General features: G+C 34.5%; 20 protein-coding genes and 1 pseudogene. 6 read left to right on the top strand and 15 right to left on the bottom strand.

The window, feature by feature from the left end; genetic code table 11:
• Nucleotides 1-155: 155 nt before the first annotated feature.
• Entirely contained in the window at nt 156-449 is a 294-nt protein-coding gene (locus ACTNDN_RS21125; RefSeq protein WP_031537821.1) for a hypothetical protein, read from the top strand.
• Between the two features lie 77 nt (nt 450-526).
• Here the strand turns inward: ACTNDN_RS21125 and ACTNDN_RS21120 are convergent, their stop codons facing one another.
• The 8 genes from ACTNDN_RS21120 to ACTNDN_RS21085 all read right to left on the bottom strand — a co-directional run bounded on the left by ACTNDN_RS21120 (nt 527) and on the right by ACTNDN_RS21085 (nt 5,847).
• A complete protein-coding gene (locus tag ACTNDN_RS21120; protein WP_031537820.1) occupies nt 527-952 on the bottom strand; it encodes a hypothetical protein in 426 nt (141 codons plus the stop codon).
• 192 nt (nt 953-1,144) lie between these two features.
• On the bottom strand, nt 1,145-1,303 hold the full coding sequence (locus ACTNDN_RS21115) for a hypothetical protein (protein ID WP_204375766.1): 159 nt from the start codon (nt 1,301-1,303) through the stop codon (nt 1,145-1,147).
• 177 nt (nt 1,304-1,480) lie between these two features.
• On the bottom strand, nt 1,481-2,338 hold the full coding sequence (locus tag ACTNDN_RS21110) for an AraC family transcriptional regulator (RefSeq protein WP_235251839.1): 858 nt from the start codon (nt 2,336-2,338) through the stop codon (nt 1,481-1,483).
• A 354-nt stretch (nt 2,339-2,692) separates the two neighbouring features.
• Nucleotides 2,693-3,160, bottom strand: a complete 468-nt coding sequence (locus tag ACTNDN_RS21105) for a hypothetical protein (RefSeq protein ID WP_031537815.1) — start codon at nt 3,158-3,160, stop codon at nt 2,693-2,695.
• Nucleotides 3,161-3,239: 79 nt separating this feature from the next.
• Nucleotides 3,240-3,467, bottom strand: coding sequence for a hypothetical protein (locus ACTNDN_RS21100; protein ID WP_031537814.1), 228 nt, complete (start codon nt 3,465-3,467; stop codon nt 3,240-3,242).
• 119 nt (nt 3,468-3,586) lie between these two features.
• Nucleotides 3,587-4,231, bottom strand: coding sequence for a TVP38/TMEM64 family protein (locus ACTNDN_RS21095; protein WP_441132110.1), 645 nt, complete (start codon nt 4,229-4,231; stop codon nt 3,587-3,589).
• A gap of 289 nt (nt 4,232-4,520) precedes the next feature.
• Nucleotides 4,521-5,354, bottom strand: coding sequence for an alpha/beta fold hydrolase (locus ACTNDN_RS21090; protein WP_031537810.1), 834 nt, complete (start codon nt 5,352-5,354; stop codon nt 4,521-4,523).
• Between the two features lie 55 nt (nt 5,355-5,409).
• Nucleotides 5,410-5,847 carry a DinB family protein gene (locus ACTNDN_RS21085; protein WP_031537809.1) on the bottom strand — a complete coding sequence of 146 codons (438 nt, stop codon included), beginning with the start codon at nt 5,845-5,847 and terminating at the stop codon, nt 5,410-5,412.
• Between the two features lie 235 nt (nt 5,848-6,082).
• On the opposite strand from ACTNDN_RS21085, the gene ACTNDN_RS21080 reads away from it, so the two are divergent.
• The 4 genes from ACTNDN_RS21080 (at nt 6,083) to ACTNDN_RS21065 (ending at nt 8,333) form a co-directional block, all read left to right on the top strand.
• Nucleotides 6,083-6,610 (top strand): isochorismatase family protein, encoded by a 528-nt coding sequence (locus ACTNDN_RS21080; protein WP_031537807.1) that lies wholly within the window; start codon nt 6,083-6,085, stop codon nt 6,608-6,610.
• A 140-nt stretch (nt 6,611-6,750) separates the two neighbouring features.
• Nucleotides 6,751-7,005, top strand: coding sequence for a YueH family protein (locus ACTNDN_RS21075; protein WP_048717823.1), 255 nt, complete (start codon nt 6,751-6,753; stop codon nt 7,003-7,005).
• A gap of 192 nt (nt 7,006-7,197) precedes the next feature.
• Nucleotides 7,198-7,704 carry a GNAT family N-acetyltransferase gene (locus ACTNDN_RS21070; RefSeq protein ID WP_031537805.1) on the top strand — a complete coding sequence of 169 codons (507 nt, stop codon included), beginning with the start codon at nt 7,198-7,200 and terminating at the stop codon, nt 7,702-7,704.
• Between the two features lie 83 nt (nt 7,705-7,787).
• On the top strand, nt 7,788-8,333 hold the full coding sequence (locus ACTNDN_RS21065; RefSeq protein WP_235251843.1) for a GNAT family N-acetyltransferase: 546 nt from the start codon (nt 7,788-7,790) through the stop codon (nt 8,331-8,333).
• 29 nt (nt 8,334-8,362) lie between these two features.
• On the opposite strand, the pseudogene ACTNDN_RS21060 reads toward ACTNDN_RS21065, so the two are convergent.
• The 7 genes and pseudogenes from ACTNDN_RS21060 to ACTNDN_RS21030 all read right to left on the bottom strand — a co-directional run bounded on the left by ACTNDN_RS21060 (nt 8,363) and on the right by ACTNDN_RS21030 (nt 14,729).
• Nucleotides 8,363-8,855: pseudogene (locus ACTNDN_RS21060) on the bottom strand (dihydrofolate reductase).
• A 20-nt stretch (nt 8,856-8,875) separates the two neighbouring features.
• Entirely contained in the window at nt 8,876-9,550 is a 675-nt protein-coding gene (locus ACTNDN_RS21055; RefSeq protein ID WP_031537801.1) for an HAD family hydrolase, read from the bottom strand.
• Between the two features lie 31 nt (nt 9,551-9,581).
• A complete protein-coding gene (locus ACTNDN_RS21050) occupies nt 9,582-10,013 on the bottom strand; it encodes an NUDIX hydrolase (RefSeq protein ID WP_031537800.1) in 432 nt (143 codons plus the stop codon).
• 31 nt (nt 10,014-10,044) lie between these two features.
• On the bottom strand, nt 10,045-10,965 hold the full coding sequence (locus ACTNDN_RS21045; protein WP_441132107.1) for a ketopantoate reductase family protein: 921 nt from the start codon (nt 10,963-10,965) through the stop codon (nt 10,045-10,047).
• Nucleotides 10,966-11,256: 291 nt separating this feature from the next.
• Entirely contained in the window at nt 11,257-13,524 is a 2,268-nt protein-coding gene (locus ACTNDN_RS21040; RefSeq protein WP_441132105.1) for a histidine kinase dimerization/phospho-acceptor domain-containing protein, read from the bottom strand.
• Nucleotides 13,502-14,194: a response regulator transcription factor gene (locus ACTNDN_RS21035; RefSeq protein WP_441132103.1), complete on the bottom strand. Its 693-nt coding sequence runs from the start codon at nt 14,192-14,194 to the stop codon at nt 13,502-13,504. The genes ACTNDN_RS21040 and ACTNDN_RS21035 overlap by 23 nt, the downstream gene beginning before the upstream one ends.
• A 226-nt stretch (nt 14,195-14,420) precedes the next feature.
• Nucleotides 14,421-14,729, bottom strand: coding sequence for a hypothetical protein (locus tag ACTNDN_RS21030; RefSeq protein ID WP_349204519.1), 309 nt, complete (start codon nt 14,727-14,729; stop codon nt 14,421-14,423).
• Between the two features lie 135 nt (nt 14,730-14,864).
• Between ACTNDN_RS21030 and ACTNDN_RS21025 the strand changes: the two genes are divergently transcribed.
• The gene (locus tag ACTNDN_RS21025) at nt 14,865-15,323 is read left to right on the top strand and encodes a DinB family protein (RefSeq protein ID WP_441132101.1); all 459 of its coding nucleotides are present in this window, start codon (nt 14,865-14,867) and stop codon (nt 15,321-15,323) included.
• Nucleotides 15,324-15,521 lie beyond the last annotated feature (198 nt).

The following is a 15,521-nucleotide window of genomic DNA, read 5'->3' as shown; positions in this document are numbered from 1 at the left end:
TAAGCAGGACCCAAATGCATATTTAAACAATATTGAAAGCAAGTGGAATCGGCACAACTAAATCATTGTGTTAGTTGTGCCGTGTAAGTTTAAAAAAATCTGGCAAGCGCCAATCATTTCCATTTACATATAGTATGGAGGGAGGTGAAACGATAATGAATTTTCAAAATAGAGCTTTTGGTGGACATATAGGTGCAGTTGGTCCAGTTGGAGCTGGTGGATTTGCAGGTGTTGGCCATGGTGCTGTAGGAGTTGGAGCTATTCCTCTTGGTGCAGTTACGCCAGCAGCTGGCTTTACTGCAGGGAACCCACTAATTATTACTCCTTTCCATCATGTTCCTACTACTCATCAACAGCATTGGAATTATGGTCAAACTTTTCCCTCTTACTCTCAACCATATGGCTATAATCCAGCTTATTCTACTTACGGAAATTACCCATTTTATTAACTTAATGAAAAAGGCAACAACTAGACTCCCTTTAAAATCATAGGAATCTGGTTGCTGCTTATTTCAACTTTGAGCTATTATTCTGCAATAGTAACTTTTTTGTTTTTTCGCCAGCCGAGGAAGGTTACTACTAATCCCCCAAGTGAAAGGATTATACCAATAATGTATCCTACTAAACTTGCAGTACTTACATTATCCCCGTTTGGTGCACCGCCTCTTTCTTCCATCCCATTAAACGGCGTCATACCATTTTGATTATCCATTGAGAATCCATTGTCCTCTGTCGTATTGCTATTAGTATCTGAATCTGCATTTGTGTCTGTATTTGTGTCTGTATTTGTATTTGCAGATGCAGTTGCATTAGTCGGCGCTTGACCTTGGCCCATCATGCCTATTCTCTCAGAAGGTTCTTCTCTATTTACATATGATACAACTCCAATTGTTGATTGAACCAATAAGAATACCATCGCAAGGATCGCGATCCAATTTTGTATTTTCTTCACTTTCATCTCTCCTATCTGTAATGTATTTTTATTATGCTAGAGTTGGCTTAATTTTTTCTTAAATTTTTTTAATAGATGGAAAGATAAGAAGTATTTTTCTATCATTCTCTGAAGAATCGCGTTTGTTGTAATTATGAACGCTATTATTTCATAGCATTCTTTGAGAAATGGTTTTCATTTTGAATATGAACGCTACTTTTTCTCTCTTTCTTTTGAAAAATGGTTCTCATCTTGTTTACGAACACACTTTTCTCTTCCTCTTTCTGAAAAATGGTTCTCATCTCGTTTATGAACACCACTTTTCTCTTCTTTCTTTTGAAAAACGGTTTTCATCTCGTTTATGAACACCACTTTTCTCTACTTCCCTTTGAAAAATGGTTCTCATCTCGTTTATGAACACCACTTTTCTCTTCCTCTCTCCAAAAATGATTTTCATTCCATTTATGAACACTGCTTTTCCCCAATAAAAAAACCGATGGAAGCTGACTTTATGCTTACCTACTAGCATTGTCATTCCATCGGTTTTTTTTATTTAACTGGAATCCATATTTCCGAATAACAATCTTCGCTGGACGGATCATCTTCTGTGTAGCGTTCAAAAGAGATGAATCCTCCCTGTTTATAGCTGGTAGTTGGCATCCATTCCGAATAAATCTGTTTCCACACTTTCTGTATACTATGTGGCATAGGTCCATGTACTTCAAAAACTGCCCACTTAGATGCTGGAATGATAAGCTGGTCATATTTTGCTGACTTTTCTTCTGTAGCAACCGCTATCCAGTAATCCATGTCTTTCCCTGCAACTTCTGTTTGGTCTACACAAACACCAAGAACACCTGGTACTTTACCTACTGATAACATTAATAGTTCGTTTACTGTTCCCTCATTATTTACCTCTTCCCAAAGCTTAGGGATTTCACGAAGATTTTCATCTTCTTTAATTGAATAAGACTTTTTCAAACCTACAATAGTAAATGCTTCTTTCTCTACAATTTTTACCTTCATTGGTTCTGCCCCTTTCAGCTGTACTTGAATGACGAGTGGGTTATATATTTTCAGGCTGCCAACTCCTCTTCTCGTTTCACTCGGCGTAACACCATGCTGCCTGCGATATGCTTTTGTAAAAGCTTCAGGTGTTTCATATCCATATTTAAAAGCGATATCAATAATCTTTTCCCTTGAGTGAAGCAAGCTTTGCCCAGCTATTGTCAGCCGCCTTCTTCTTATATACTCCCCTACTGGTATTTCAGTAAGGATGGCGAATGTGCGTTGAAAGTGAAAAGCAGAAACATTCGCAACGCGCGCAATTTCTTCTATCTCAAGCTTTTCTTCTAAATTTTTTTCGATATAGTTCAATGCTTTTTGTAATCCTTCCAACCATGTCACCTTTCTCACATCCTTGGTACTATCATATAGTTATTATTAATCGTTTTCCGGTTCATTTCTGCTTTCTTTTGACAGATATGCGATTTGTTTTCTGATTGTCAAAATGACGGAGTAAATAGAGAATCGACCGCCCTAAATAAATACAAAATAAAGTACCAAATATAATGAGAGCAGCTAAATAGTTGTCAAATATCTTCTTACTAGCAAAGAATAATAATAAAAAAATTAATGCCACTAATAAATTTAAAATTGGATAATTTTTCATTTCTTTCCCATCCCTGCTTTATAATTTATGTATGTATTTCTCACGGTAAAATAGGCTGTCTATCCCGCTAACTGCTCGGTTTAGACAACCTATTCTACTTTAACAGAGAACGTATAATTAGGATTTCCTTGATCCCATTGGGCATAGATCATATATACATATATTCCTTTTTTGGCTGGAACAGTCATTTTGTTTCTGTCTACCTCTATAAATTCCTCTTCACCATCTTTAAATACTTTTGCAACCTGTAATGATCCATCTAAAGGTTTTTTATTAAAATCAATTGTGATGGTTGCATTCGGTTCCACTCGAACAGAACCATTTTTCAATCCCATATCCCAAGCTGATGCATAAACATAATCGACACAGGAGCCTTTCAAAGAACCTTGCCAGCAATTGGAGCCAATTGTTGTCGGTATTCTATTATTCTCCCATAGCACCTCAGGTTTTGGTGGCTTGGAAAAGTAAAATGTATCCATGAATACCCAAATACAAACAAAAATAAATGCTATTATTGTTACCACCATTAACATGCGAACCTTATTATCCCCTTTCATCCCTCTTTCATTATAGGACGATTGATATTGCAGAAAAGTTTCGATTTTTCATTATAAATAGAAAATTCAAGAGGAATTTTTACTCTCCACCGCCACCACAATCTCCCCCACTATCAGAGGAACCTCCACAGTCATTCCCTCCATCAAAGAATGATGTATTAGAGCTATCTGTTGGTCTTCCTGAATATGGTGGGAAATAATAGCTATTATCATGTTGACTTATATTATTTGTCTTTCCTTTTGATGAAGCATTAAAAATATTTACTATTAAGATCACAGCAAATACAATCATTATGAATCCTAACATAGCAAACTCCTCCCTTCTTATACTTATAGTTTGTATACGAACCTTACGCTGAAATAGTTTCATAATTTTTACAAATAAAAAACCCGAAAAGTAGCTATCCTACCTATCGGGAAAATTGATTATGCTCTTTTCTTTATTTCCTTTACTTTTTCCTTAACGGATGGCTTTCTTCTGTTAAAATAATAAAAAATTCTAGTTATCAGCAAAATAATAACAATTAATGCGAGTGGATTAATATTTGTGGAAAATACACCGTAGGGAATTAATGCAAGAATAAAGAAGTAAAAGAAATTTCCTATCGCTGTGCCAATAGTAAAAGGACGCAAGGAAATAGTACTTACACCTGCAATGATGTTTAAAATACTTGTCGGGAAGAAAGGAAAAACCCTACCATATATTACATATCTCATTCCTTTATGTTCGATTTTATCAAGCATATCTTGGTGATTTTTGACTTTTCTATGAACAAAATCTTGAAACCAAAAACGAGTAGCAAGAAAGATAAGCACCGCGGCTACGACACTAGAAAGCCAGCTCCACAAAAAACCATAAAAGAAGCCAAACGAGTAAAAATTAAGGGTAATAACCAATATTAACGGGATAACGGTAAAGCTATTTTGAATGATCATAATAAATAAACTTACTATAAGTGCATATGAAATATTATCATTAAATACAGATGTGACAGAATCAATCTCCCCTTGACGAATCGCCTGTAAGATATCTGTATAACGGATAAATAGAATAAAGAGGCTGATCGTCACAAAAAACGTGAATGGCTTCCAAAAATGTTTTATAATAAATCACCTTTTTCATAAATTATATGTCACATGCTAAAGAGTGGTACACTTTAGATGATTCATTTTACTACAAATTTATTCTTTTTCTTTTTTTTATAATTATCAGTTTTCTACCCTTTTTTATTTTCTATAAATCTGTGTTATCTAATAAATGTTCATGAATGGCATCAAACAATATATGATTGCACAAAAAAACACTATTCATTAGCATAAACCTTTAAAAATGAATAATGTCTTTTACCCAGTATATTGTCTACTTTTCTTGAGCAAGGCTAATATCTTCTTCTACCCTATTTAACCACTCAATGATAATAGAAGTAAATAACTTTGTTTGTTCAATCTGCAAATTATGCCCTGCTCTATCTAAAACAGCAAATGTTGCTCTAGAATAATTTTCAAGAATTGCAAATGCATCTTTATATCCAACCACAGAATCTTGTTTGCCAAGTAAAAAGACACTTGGTTTCTGAAATAGGACATCATCGATTGAAAAAGAAAATCCATAGCTCTCTTGAATTTTATCTAAGAATACAGAATCCGCTATTTTGCATCCTGACAGTATTTCTTCCTTATATCGCTTCCAATTGTAATCATCCAAAACTACTTGATTTGATTGGAAATCGCTAAGCTCATCTTCTGCTAAGCTTGCTAAAAATCCATGATCCGCATAAACAATTGTGTGGTCTGGAAGTAATCTCTTTTCTTTATCTGGTATAATCATAGGACAAATGAATGCAGCTCCTAATATTTGCTCTTTATGTTCCTTAATGATTCCTCTAGTTAAATAGCCACCATAGGATTCTCCTACGATTAAAAATGGTTGATTAGGTATCACCGTATGAATAAAGCTTACTACTGCTTCTAACATTCCATCCGAGTTATGTATTTTTTCGTAATCCCTAGTTTTTCCCATTCCAGGTAGATCAATATAGATTCGTCTCCATCCTTCCTTCTCTTTAAAGATAGGTTCCATACAACCGCTCAAAAGTCGATGATCTGGAGTAAATCCATGTACCATAATTATCGGAATTCCTGAACCTATATCTTCATAGTATATATTTGCGTTTTTCACTTTGCAGTATGGCATCTTTCAGTCTCCCTCTTAATTTACTCTAAAATATATATGTATCTATTGATGTAGCTTATTCAAATAATGAAATATTCAAGTCTTTTCCATAACAGAAAACAAGCAAGGTGTGTAATTGAGCTCTATGATGATAGATATGTGCGACTATTTCTAATAGCCATTCATACCTTGTATAGGTTACTCCCCAATAGGATGTCGTTCTTTCTTGTAATTCCGTTTCTGTGAGATTGCTATAGCTTTCTTTTAATGTTTCATAATTATAAGCGATAGCATCTTTTATAGCGTTCACACTTTTTAATGAAACACTAGAATAATATTCACTCATCTCTTTTTGTGTTGCACTGTTCGCTATCAATAAATCAGCCTTACAAATTACAGCAATATGTTCTAATAGCTCACCTATCGAACGCTTATTACTTGCAGGCATTTTCTGTAAGTCAGCCTCTTCTAATGTCTCTATTATTTCAATTATTGTTTTTAAAGCTATTTCCATTTGATTTAGTGCGCTAGTAATATATGTATTCTCCAATAACGCTCCTCCTAAAAAGAATATATGTTCGCATTTTGATTATAGACTATTCTATCATAAATTCAACACTAAAATTCGTTTATTCTGACTTTTAAACGAATCGACCTTTAGCTTATAATTTATTAGCCATGATTTGTCCTTGTTTAGCTCCTTTTCCATCTGCTATACTTTAAAAGAAACAAACAGGAAGTGTTATTTTATGAGACAAGCACTTATTATCATCGATATGCAAGAAATTTTCTTTAACCATCCCCAATACTATTTATTCAATAAGGATCAAATTTTACAAAACATCAATATACTAATCAATCAAGCTCACGAAAAAAATATTCAGGTTATTTTTATTCAACATACAGATTTAAATGATCAGGATGAGCTTTTTGAGGGAAAAGATGATTGGAAACTTCACCAAAATTTAATAGTTTCCTCTGAGGATAAGATAATCAAAAAAACAAAATGGGACGCTTTCTATCAAACAGAACTTTTGGATTATTTAAAAAGCATGAAAATAGAACAGCTTATATTTGCTGGTGCACAAACTGAATTTTGTCTTGATACTACTATTCGAGCAGCTTATAGCTTGGGATATCAAAATAATCTACTTTTCCAAAACACCCAAAGTACGATTAATGGCTCCGTTTTACATGCAGATGATATTATTAATCATCATGAAGCAATTTGGAATAATCGATTTCTGACAGTGATAAAAGGGGTATTAAAACTATAAAGGTTACAAATAAATTCATTGGCACTTTTATATTTCAAACATATCATTCCTTTAACATTTTATTTAAATCTTCTACTTTTGGAAAATAAAGTCGAAAAAAAGGAGTATAATGGAAATAAAAAAAGACGGAGGTTGTTGTTATGATTACCTTGCTAGAGGATATTGCTCCCTTCGGACTAAAAGACACGAAATTATATATCATGAAAACAACTGATTCTTTTGTTATTTCTATCCCTAAAATTAATTGGTCTACAGAACTCCGTAAATCAGAATCAGCCCATGATCAATTTAATCATTTACTTCATTCTTTAACATTTCACATGTTTGAAGGAAATTGCTCTGAACTAGCAGAATGTATCACGGCATCTCTTGGAAAGTATGAAAATTCATTGTAAGAAAGTCTCTATCCTTTCATTCATATAAAGTCATGCTTGAAGGCACAAAAGATCATCATCAGTGTTCTTTTGTGCCTTTTCCATCCATTAATTTTCTCCCTGCCTATTCTCTACTCTACAATTCATTGCATAAACCGATTCTCCTAAGCTAAAATGGGTAAATAAAGAACAGAATGTAAAGGAGTTTTTTTCTTGGAGTTTCTTTTTACAAGTAAACGATTAGGTTTTCGATTATTAACAATAGAAGATGTAGAAGCATGTGAACAGTTTTGGGGAAACGAAGAAGTCATGAAGTATTGTGGCGGAAGTACAGACTCTTCCTTACTTCCACAAGTTATTGACTTTTACGAGCAAAGTCAAGCTGACTTCGGTCTTTCTGTTTATGGAGTAGTTGATTTGGCTAGCAATCAGGTGATTGGGGCAGCTGGCTTTAATATAGAGGATTCCATAGACGAAGTAGAGCTAATTTTCCATTTTACAAAAGAAAATTGGAACAAAGGGTATGCGACAGAAGCGGCGATTGCATGTATGAAGTTTGCTGAAAAGCAAGGAAGTGTTCAAAAAGTAATTGCCTCTGCTAGTATTGAAAACAAGGCTTCTTTAGAAGTACTTGGCAAAATTGGCTTTCAGTATATGGGAATAAAATATTTCGAGGATACAGAACAGGAAGAAGCTTATTTTGGGTTTGTTTTTAAGTGAATGGATAATAGTTTTCTCAAGGGGAACAAGAATATTAACTTGACCCCTTGCCTACCGTACATTTAAAAAGGAAGTGGGAAATTTTGAATAATGAAAATAAAATTATTATAACTCCATTAAACATTGATTTAATAGAGGATATCAATAAGACAAATGATTATTTTAAGTTGTATGGCAGAGTTGTCCCTAGTTTACAATCAGGCAAATGGTCTTATAAAGAGATTCTTTTTGAAGAAATTAGAGAAACACGGTTTCCAGATGATAAACTTGATTGGAGCCAATATATAAATCGAGAGGATAAAGCTTTGTTTTTAGCTTATATGAATAATACTTGCATAGGACAAATTAGAATAATGAAGGATTGGAATCGCTTCTGTTATATTGAAAACATTGCTACAAAAAAAGATTATAGAGGAAATGGAATCGGAAAGTTGCTCTTAAATAAAGCGGAAGAGTGGGCAAAACAAAGAAATCTTATCGGGATGTCCTTGGAAGCACAAGATGATAATCTTGGTGCATGCAGATTTTATGTGAAACAAGGATTCATACTAGGTGGGGCTGATACACTAAAGCAGTCATATAATCCAATTATTGAGACCACTTTGTATTGGTATAAGTTATTCAAGTAATGGTGTTAGTTAATAAACACACATACTGTTTAAAAAGCCAAGCGTTCATATACATGAAAATAGTAAGAATAAGGGTTATTTTCATCTGTTATTCCTTGGGTAACAGATGTCTCCTTCCATTCCGTGCAAATCAACATTTGGAAAGAAAGTGTCACCTTCAAATTCTGCATGAATCTTGGTTATATACATTGTTTCTACATATGGAAGAAATATTCTATAAATTACTTCTCCGCCAAAAATAAATATTTCTTCTTCCTTTTCACATAATGTAAAGACTTCATCTAGTGAATGAGCCATTTCACAGCCATCAAATACTATTTCTCTGTCTCTAGATAAGACGATATTCCTTCTGCTACTTAGTGCTCTTCCAATAGATTGAAAGTTTTTTCTTCCTAAAATAATTGGATGCCCTGAAGTAATCTTTTTCACATACTCCCAATCTCTCGGAATTCTCCAAGGAATATCATTATCCTTCCCAATTACTCTGTTTTTGTCCATCGCTACAATTAAAGAGTCCTTCATGAAGCACTCCCCCTATTGACTTATGTAAAATAGCTTAATAGTCGATCAAAAGAATCAATCTCCGCAAATGGTTTTATCTTGGTAGCGTTCTTAATCTTACGTGGATTAAACCATATACCTTTTAAATTGGCATTTTGACAACCACCAATATCACTTTCTATGTCATCCCCAACAAATAATGTATCCTCTGGCTGCACATTAAGCTTATTTAAAACTAGCTCAAATATGCGTTTGTCCGGTTTACTAATTCCTACTTCATCGGAAATGATGATGGTATCAAAATAATGATGTAAATTGGTGTTGATTATTTTTGCTTTTTGTCTTTGAACAGTACCATTTGTGATAATTGCAACCTTCACTAGGCTCTTTAACCTATTAACTATATTAATCGTATCTTGATTCACAGAAAAACAATACGGAAAATGATTATTCCAAAAAACTAAGATATCATTGTGTGGTATTCTGTATTTCGGTGGAAACGCATCGAAAAATGCTTCCAAAACCTTTGTTTTATCCTTTTGACCATAGCATTTCTTATCCTGTTCTTTGAATTCTTGCAGCATTTCTTTTTTTAAGGAATCGTTAATATCCTCATAACATTTTTCTAACATAATGAAAAACAGTTTATCTACGGCATTATCTCTATCAAGCAAGGTGTCATCTAAATCAAATAGCACTGCTTTGTAGTTGCTCATATAATTTCATCGCCTTTCTTACCCTTACCATTTAAAATTCCACATAAAAAGGTTGGCTACTTTCATCCAAACATTTCTCTATTCTTTCTCTAAAATTCTTATGTGTCACCATTTCCAACGCTTTCTCAATGGAAAAATACCCTACTTCCAAACTTTCTGGAGAAGTGGTTAATTCCCCTCCAACTGGTTTTGCTAAAAACAGCGTATTGCATATAGAACGGTTGACATTTTGAAAGATTCCACAAAATTTGATTACTTCAATATCAATACCTGATTCTTCTTTCGCTTCTCTAACTGCAGCATCTTTCAAGGACTCTCCCTCTTCCACTTGTCCGCCTGGCATTTCCCAGCCTCTTTTAGGTCCCTTGATTAATAGAATTTCGCCCTGTTCATTGATAACAATCGTCGCTGCTGAAACGATATGTTTTGGCGGTGACCATTGCTGTTGTGTACTTTTAATCAATTGATTTCCCTCCGTTCTTTTTAGAGCTTTTCTACCCTTGCATTTCCTCCACTGTTTTAATAATTCGATAGAATGCTTGATTAATAGGTGTTTCGATGCCAAGCTTCTGACCATAATCGATAACTTTTTCGGCAAATAAAGCGACTTCTGTTTTTCTGCCAGCTTCGATATCCTGCAACATTGATGTCTTTCCTGTTCCGCCAACTTTGCTTAATACATTGGCAAAAAAATAATCCACGTCTTTTTCTGTTAGGTCAATCTCCTTAGCCTGAGCAAGCTGAATTACTTCCTTCATCGCACTTTTTGCTAGTTCTCTTGCTGGTCCTTCTTTTTGAAAGAAGGCATATGGAGCTCTCGTTACAGCGGAAGCTTGATTCATGCCTACGTTAATCATGAACTTATTCCATAGTGCTCGTTCCATATCTTCTGGTACATCAACTGGTATGCTTGCTCTTTCTAAGCATTCTCTGACCTCTTTTACGCAATCCGTCAGCTCTATATTTACTCTTTCCCCAAAAGTGATAATCCCAGGAGTACTGTAATAGATTCGATTGCCTTCTCTTGTTGAGTCAATACCATTGCAGATGGAATAGAGAATTTTTTCTTCCCCATAGCTTTGTGCTATTTCTTCCTCGCTTGTAATCCCATTTAATAAGGAAAGAATTACTGTTTTCCCTCCTACAAATGGACGAATTAGGGAGATTGCTTCTTGAAGCTGTCCATATTTTACTGCAAGAATAATCAGTTCAAAGGCTTCTGATTGTGTTTCATGATTGATGTACTGAAAGGAGGTTTCCTCCCCGTTTATATAGTACTTTTCTTTTTCGTATTTTGTTTTTCTATGCTCATCGACAATAATTTGTACTTCTAATCCTTCTACTTCCTGAAGCATTTTGCCGTATACTGCACCAATTGCTCCAAGTCCTACGATACCGATTTTTTTGATGGTCACTTTTCTTTCCTTCTTTCTACAATTATTCATAATCTTTTAAATTATTCTAACATATATTTCTAGTAAAAATACTTCCTTCTCATCAACGAAAAGGAAGTATCTTCTATCCTATCTTATCTTTACCTGCTTCAATCGCTTTGTTAATGGCTTTGCGAATGATTGCTTTCTCTTCTACATCTTTATGTTCCTTCAGTATATCGCATACAATTTTCCTTGAAGTCACTTCATTTCTCATTATCGGGTAAACCAATGAATACAAATATGCCGCTTGTTTTCTATATATGGTTAGTTTCACTGCATGTTATTTACAGGAAGCACGAGCGTTATTTTAAATAAATCTCCATCTGTATCAATCGTCATTACTCCCTCATGAAGGTCGATAATCGATTTTGCAATCGCAAGTCCAAGTCCGGATCCTTCCGTATGTCTAGAGGTATCCCCTCGTTTAAAGCGCTCAAATAATTCATCCATATTGTCATCTAGTTCATACTTAGAAATATTTTTAAATTGAAGAATCGCTTGCCCTTTTTCTTGTTTAATCGAAAGGTAGACACGAGAATGCTTCAAGGAATACTTCAAAATATTCCCTATTAAATTATCAAATACTCTCCATAGCTTCTGCCCATCTACTACTGCATTAATCGACGGCTCTTGATTGGTTACACGAAAATCAAGAGTAGAGGCTTTGATTGTTTCATCATATTCTCCTAATGCTTGCTGTAAAAGCTGCACTAAATCTACCTTTTCCTTCTTCAATTCCACATTGCCGCTAACCATTTTCGAAACTTCAAATAAATCATCAATCAATACTTTCAACCGCTGTGATTTACGGTCAATAATGGCCAGATAACCATCTTTTTCTTCCTCTGATAGATGTTTATTTTTCAATAATTCCGTATAGTTAATGATGGATGTTAAAGGTGTTCGTAGATCGTGACTGACATTCGTAATTAATTCGGTTTTTAGGCGTTCGCTTTTTTCCTGGGCTGTCTTTGAAACAATTACCCCAGATTTTAACGTATTAATATGATCCGCAAATGCTGTTAACTCTTTCGCCCCTTGGATTGATATTTCTTGATGTAAGTCCCCATTTATTACCGCATTCGTTTGTGCAAGCAGCTTACTAAAAGCCTTTATATTTCTCACCACAAAAATAATAACTGGAATTCCAATGATAAGGGCAGCTACTAAATAGAATGGGATAAGAATTTGCAATACCAGACTTATTGGTAAAAATAGACCTAACATAAAAATCACTAGCAAGCTACCAATCGCTTTTTTGGTAAAATCTCTACTGGATAGAAGCTGTGAAATAGCTGTTTTCATCTTATTTAAACTTATACTTATAAAAGTATTTTTCCACTTTATTTTCTCTTTAAATAGTAGATAGCCTTGAATGAGAGATAGTGTTACAAATACCCATGCCAAAAGAAGAAAGGCAAGAATATCACCCCAATTCCCTCCTAATTCATTCACCTTCATGGATAGTTGGTCCCCGATTCCCCATAGTCCAATAACAGCTAATATGGCACTTATCACCAATAGCATATATCGGATATCAATTGGAACCTTTCGATAAGAAGGATAGTCCCATTGCGCAAAGCTGATTTTCCTTTTTACAAGCATGAAAATACATACTACTAAACTGATAATGCTCAATGAGCTTCCAAAAATCATTTTCTTTTGATAAGCATAATACTTATTCTCTTCCTCTATCAGCAAACTACCATTACTTAATTTTTTTGGTACAGCAACAACTCCTTCATAATTACCAATCTCTTTTTTTAACTGATTTACGATAGTAGGCGTATTTCCATCTTCCCATGACCACATTGTAAATCCATTATCCCTGTAGATTATTGATTGTCCTGGCAAATTTAACTTCTCTGTTTCCGCAGTAAAATAGTAGTTGCCGAAGAAATTTGCATTTTCCTTGTTAATTATCTTATCTACTGTTTCTTCTGGAGAAAGAGTCATATTAGTTACAACTGCTTCCGTTTTACTATTTTTTAAATAATAATAGAATGATTCAGCCCATTGCTCAAATTCATATTTTGTATTTTCCAAATCTCGATAATATCGATCTACCTCTAATTGCTTTTCTTCTTTTATTTTTTCTTGGACATATTCATCATTTGGCAATAGCTCTGTGATTTCCTTTATATCTCGATCTCTTTCTTCTGTTAAAAGCTCCTCTACTGCATCATCGCCATTTTCGATTGCTAGGGCTATATCTTCTTCATATTGCTCATTAATTAATTGCATTTGTTCATTTAGACTTGCGTATGAATCACGATATTCAGCGATTTCTTCTTTCGTGACGCTGATGTTCTTTTTCGCTTCTTCTATTGGCACCTGATATAACTGATAATCACTTAATAGTTCTGTAAAATACATTCGTTTGTCTTCAAACTTGGTGGAGTCATAATAATTTGTATGTATATATTGCGTTAGCCATATTTTTAGCGGCGCTAGCCCACTAAGCCCTATCGTAACCAACAATGTCCAAACAATAAAAACTACAATAAAAACCCCTCTACTTCTCCATTTTGTAGCCAATGCCCCACACCACCTTTAAAAAACGCGGATTTTTTGGATCCACTTCGATTTTCTCGCGTATTTTTCGAATATGTACCGCGACTGTATTTTCGGCATTGTATCCAGGTTCCTTCCATACACTTTCATAAATCTCCGCAATGGAAAACACTCTGCCTGCATTTTTCATCAATAAAACAACGATTTTATATTCAATTGGCGTTAGCTTTACACTTTCTCCATTTACCGCTACTTCTTTTGCCTCCTGGTCTAATGTTAATCCATGCAGGTCTATTTTTTTCTTCACACCATCAAAGGTTCCAAGTGTCACATATCTTCGTAATTGCGATTTCACTCTTGCGACTAGTTCCATTGGATTGAATGGTTTTGTGATATAATCATCAGCGCCTATTTGCAAGCCTAAGATTTTATCCGTATCTTCACTTTTTGCCGTCAGCATAATAATCGGGATATTTTTTTGTTCACGAATTTTATAAGTAGCAGAAATCCCATCTAAATTCGGCATCATAATATCCATTAGAATTAAATGAACAGTTTGTTCCATTAAAATATCCAATGCCTCTAGGCCATCACTTGCTTTTAAAACGGTAATCCCTTCGTTTTTAAGATATATTTCAATGGCATCTCTAATTTCTTTCTCATCATCCACTAATAGCACACTTACTTTCTCCAACAACAACCACCTGCTTTCTCTCTCTTCGCTGTCTCTATCATAGGCAAAAAATCTTAATATCTGCTAAGCAAATTTCTTAAGATTTTCTTAATATTCTACTAGGATATTCCATTCTCTCATTCTATCAGAGGAATAGTTTTGTTCACACCACTATTTCGTTATGATTATTGCTGCTACTAGACGATAAAAAGTGGTTTTCATCCTCCATTGATGAAAACCACTTTTTTTATTGCTTTGCCTTTATTTGCTCCCGAATCTTTTCAAGCTCCTCAAGGGACAATTCCCCTAATGACTCTTTTATTTCTTCTTCCATGCGCTTGCGGTTTTTCTCTCGGTATAGATTCCACCAGTCACGAAGTCCTTCTGTTTGATCCAATATGTAATCAATATCGATTTCTTCTACCTCATCATCCGAAATATACTCCAACACTGCTGCTAGCATGCGGTTTAATTTTTCTACTTCTCCCTCTTTCTTTTTCGTATTCGTCGGTTCCTTTTCTACTTCTTCGCTAATCTCTTCGTCTTTGCGAGGCATTTTTTTCTCCTCCCTATATTCCTGTTTTTTTTTCTAGTATTCCCGTAAGAAAAAAGCACTATTCTTTCAATAGAGGAGAAAGACAACACTATAGCGAATAAATTAATATGATTTTGCGTTTAAGGAGTGTGGGAAATGAAAGCACGTCATGAAGTGTTATTTAAACAATTGGAAACCTATCGGAAGGAACTTTTAGGGACTGTTGAAAAGGTGACAGACGAGCAAGCGGAAATCATCCCAGATGGATTTAATAATAATATCCGCTGGAATCTCGGTCATCTTTATCTCGATCAGTTTTTATGGATCGAGGCATTAACAAAAGTAGCCTCTCCTACTTCGAAGCAATTTAATCAATGGTTTGGTTTCGGTACAACACCAGCTAACTTCACAGATGAGACACCATCCTTCCATGAATTAAAAGAGCTTTTAAACGCTCAACCACAAGAAATATTAGAGAAATATCGCAATGAGCTTGAAAAAGAATATCCCCCAATCGATATGGGCATGCACACAATCGAACAAGTATTAATTCGAACGATTTTTCATGAAGGCATGCATTTACAGGCGATAAATGATTTGAAAAGGTTTATTTAGAGATATTTGGGAAGAAAAAATGGCCCTATGAAATCGTTAAGCGAAATTATGCTTACCATATTCTCATTAGAAATAATCGGTAAAAGTTTTATTATCTAAAGCAACGAAGGATTCGGATCCTACAAAAAGAAAACCACTGAACAAACAATTTCAGTGGTTATTATCTGTATCTATAAAAAAATGACTACATTATCTCGT

The organism is Niallia sp. HCP3S3_B10 (genome assembly GCF_052064465.1).
GTDB classification, from domain to species: domain Bacteria; phylum Bacillota; class Bacilli; order Bacillales; family Cytobacillaceae; genus Niallia; species Niallia hominis.
Note: the sequence above shows the minus strand (reverse complement) of the source record. Positions and strands in the feature narration are given on the sequence as shown.

Coding starts and splice junctions, on each gene's coding strand:
- ACTNDN_RS21125 (WP_031537821.1), top strand. CDS start 156: ATGAATTTTCAAAATAGAGCTTTTGGTGGACATATAGGTGCAGTTGGT.
- ACTNDN_RS21105 (WP_031537815.1), bottom strand. CDS start 3,160: ATGAAAGGGGATAATAAGGTTCGCATGTTAATGGTGGTAACAATAATA.
- ACTNDN_RS21100 (WP_031537814.1), bottom strand. CDS start 3,467: ATGTTAGGATTCATAATGATTGTATTTGCTGTGATCTTAATAGTAAAT.
- ACTNDN_RS21090 (WP_031537810.1), bottom strand. CDS start 5,354: ATGCCATACTGCAAAGTGAAAAACGCAAATATATACTATGAAGATATA.
- ACTNDN_RS21085 (WP_031537809.1), bottom strand. CDS start 5,847: ATGGAAATAGCTTTAAAAACAATAATTGAAATAATAGAGACATTAGAA.
- ACTNDN_RS21080 (WP_031537807.1), top strand. CDS start 6,083: ATGAGACAAGCACTTATTATCATCGATATGCAAGAAATTTTCTTTAAC.
- ACTNDN_RS21075 (WP_048717823.1), top strand. CDS start 6,751: ATGATTACCTTGCTAGAGGATATTGCTCCCTTCGGACTAAAAGACACG.
- ACTNDN_RS21055 (WP_031537801.1), bottom strand. CDS start 9,550: ATGAGCAACTACAAAGCAGTGCTATTTGATTTAGATGACACCTTGCTT.
- ACTNDN_RS21030 (WP_349204519.1), bottom strand. CDS start 14,729: ATGCCTCGCAAAGACGAAGAGATTAGCGAAGAAGTAGAAAAGGAACCG.
- ACTNDN_RS21025 (WP_441132101.1), top strand. CDS start 14,865: ATGAAAGCACGTCATGAAGTGTTATTTAAACAATTGGAAACCTATCGG.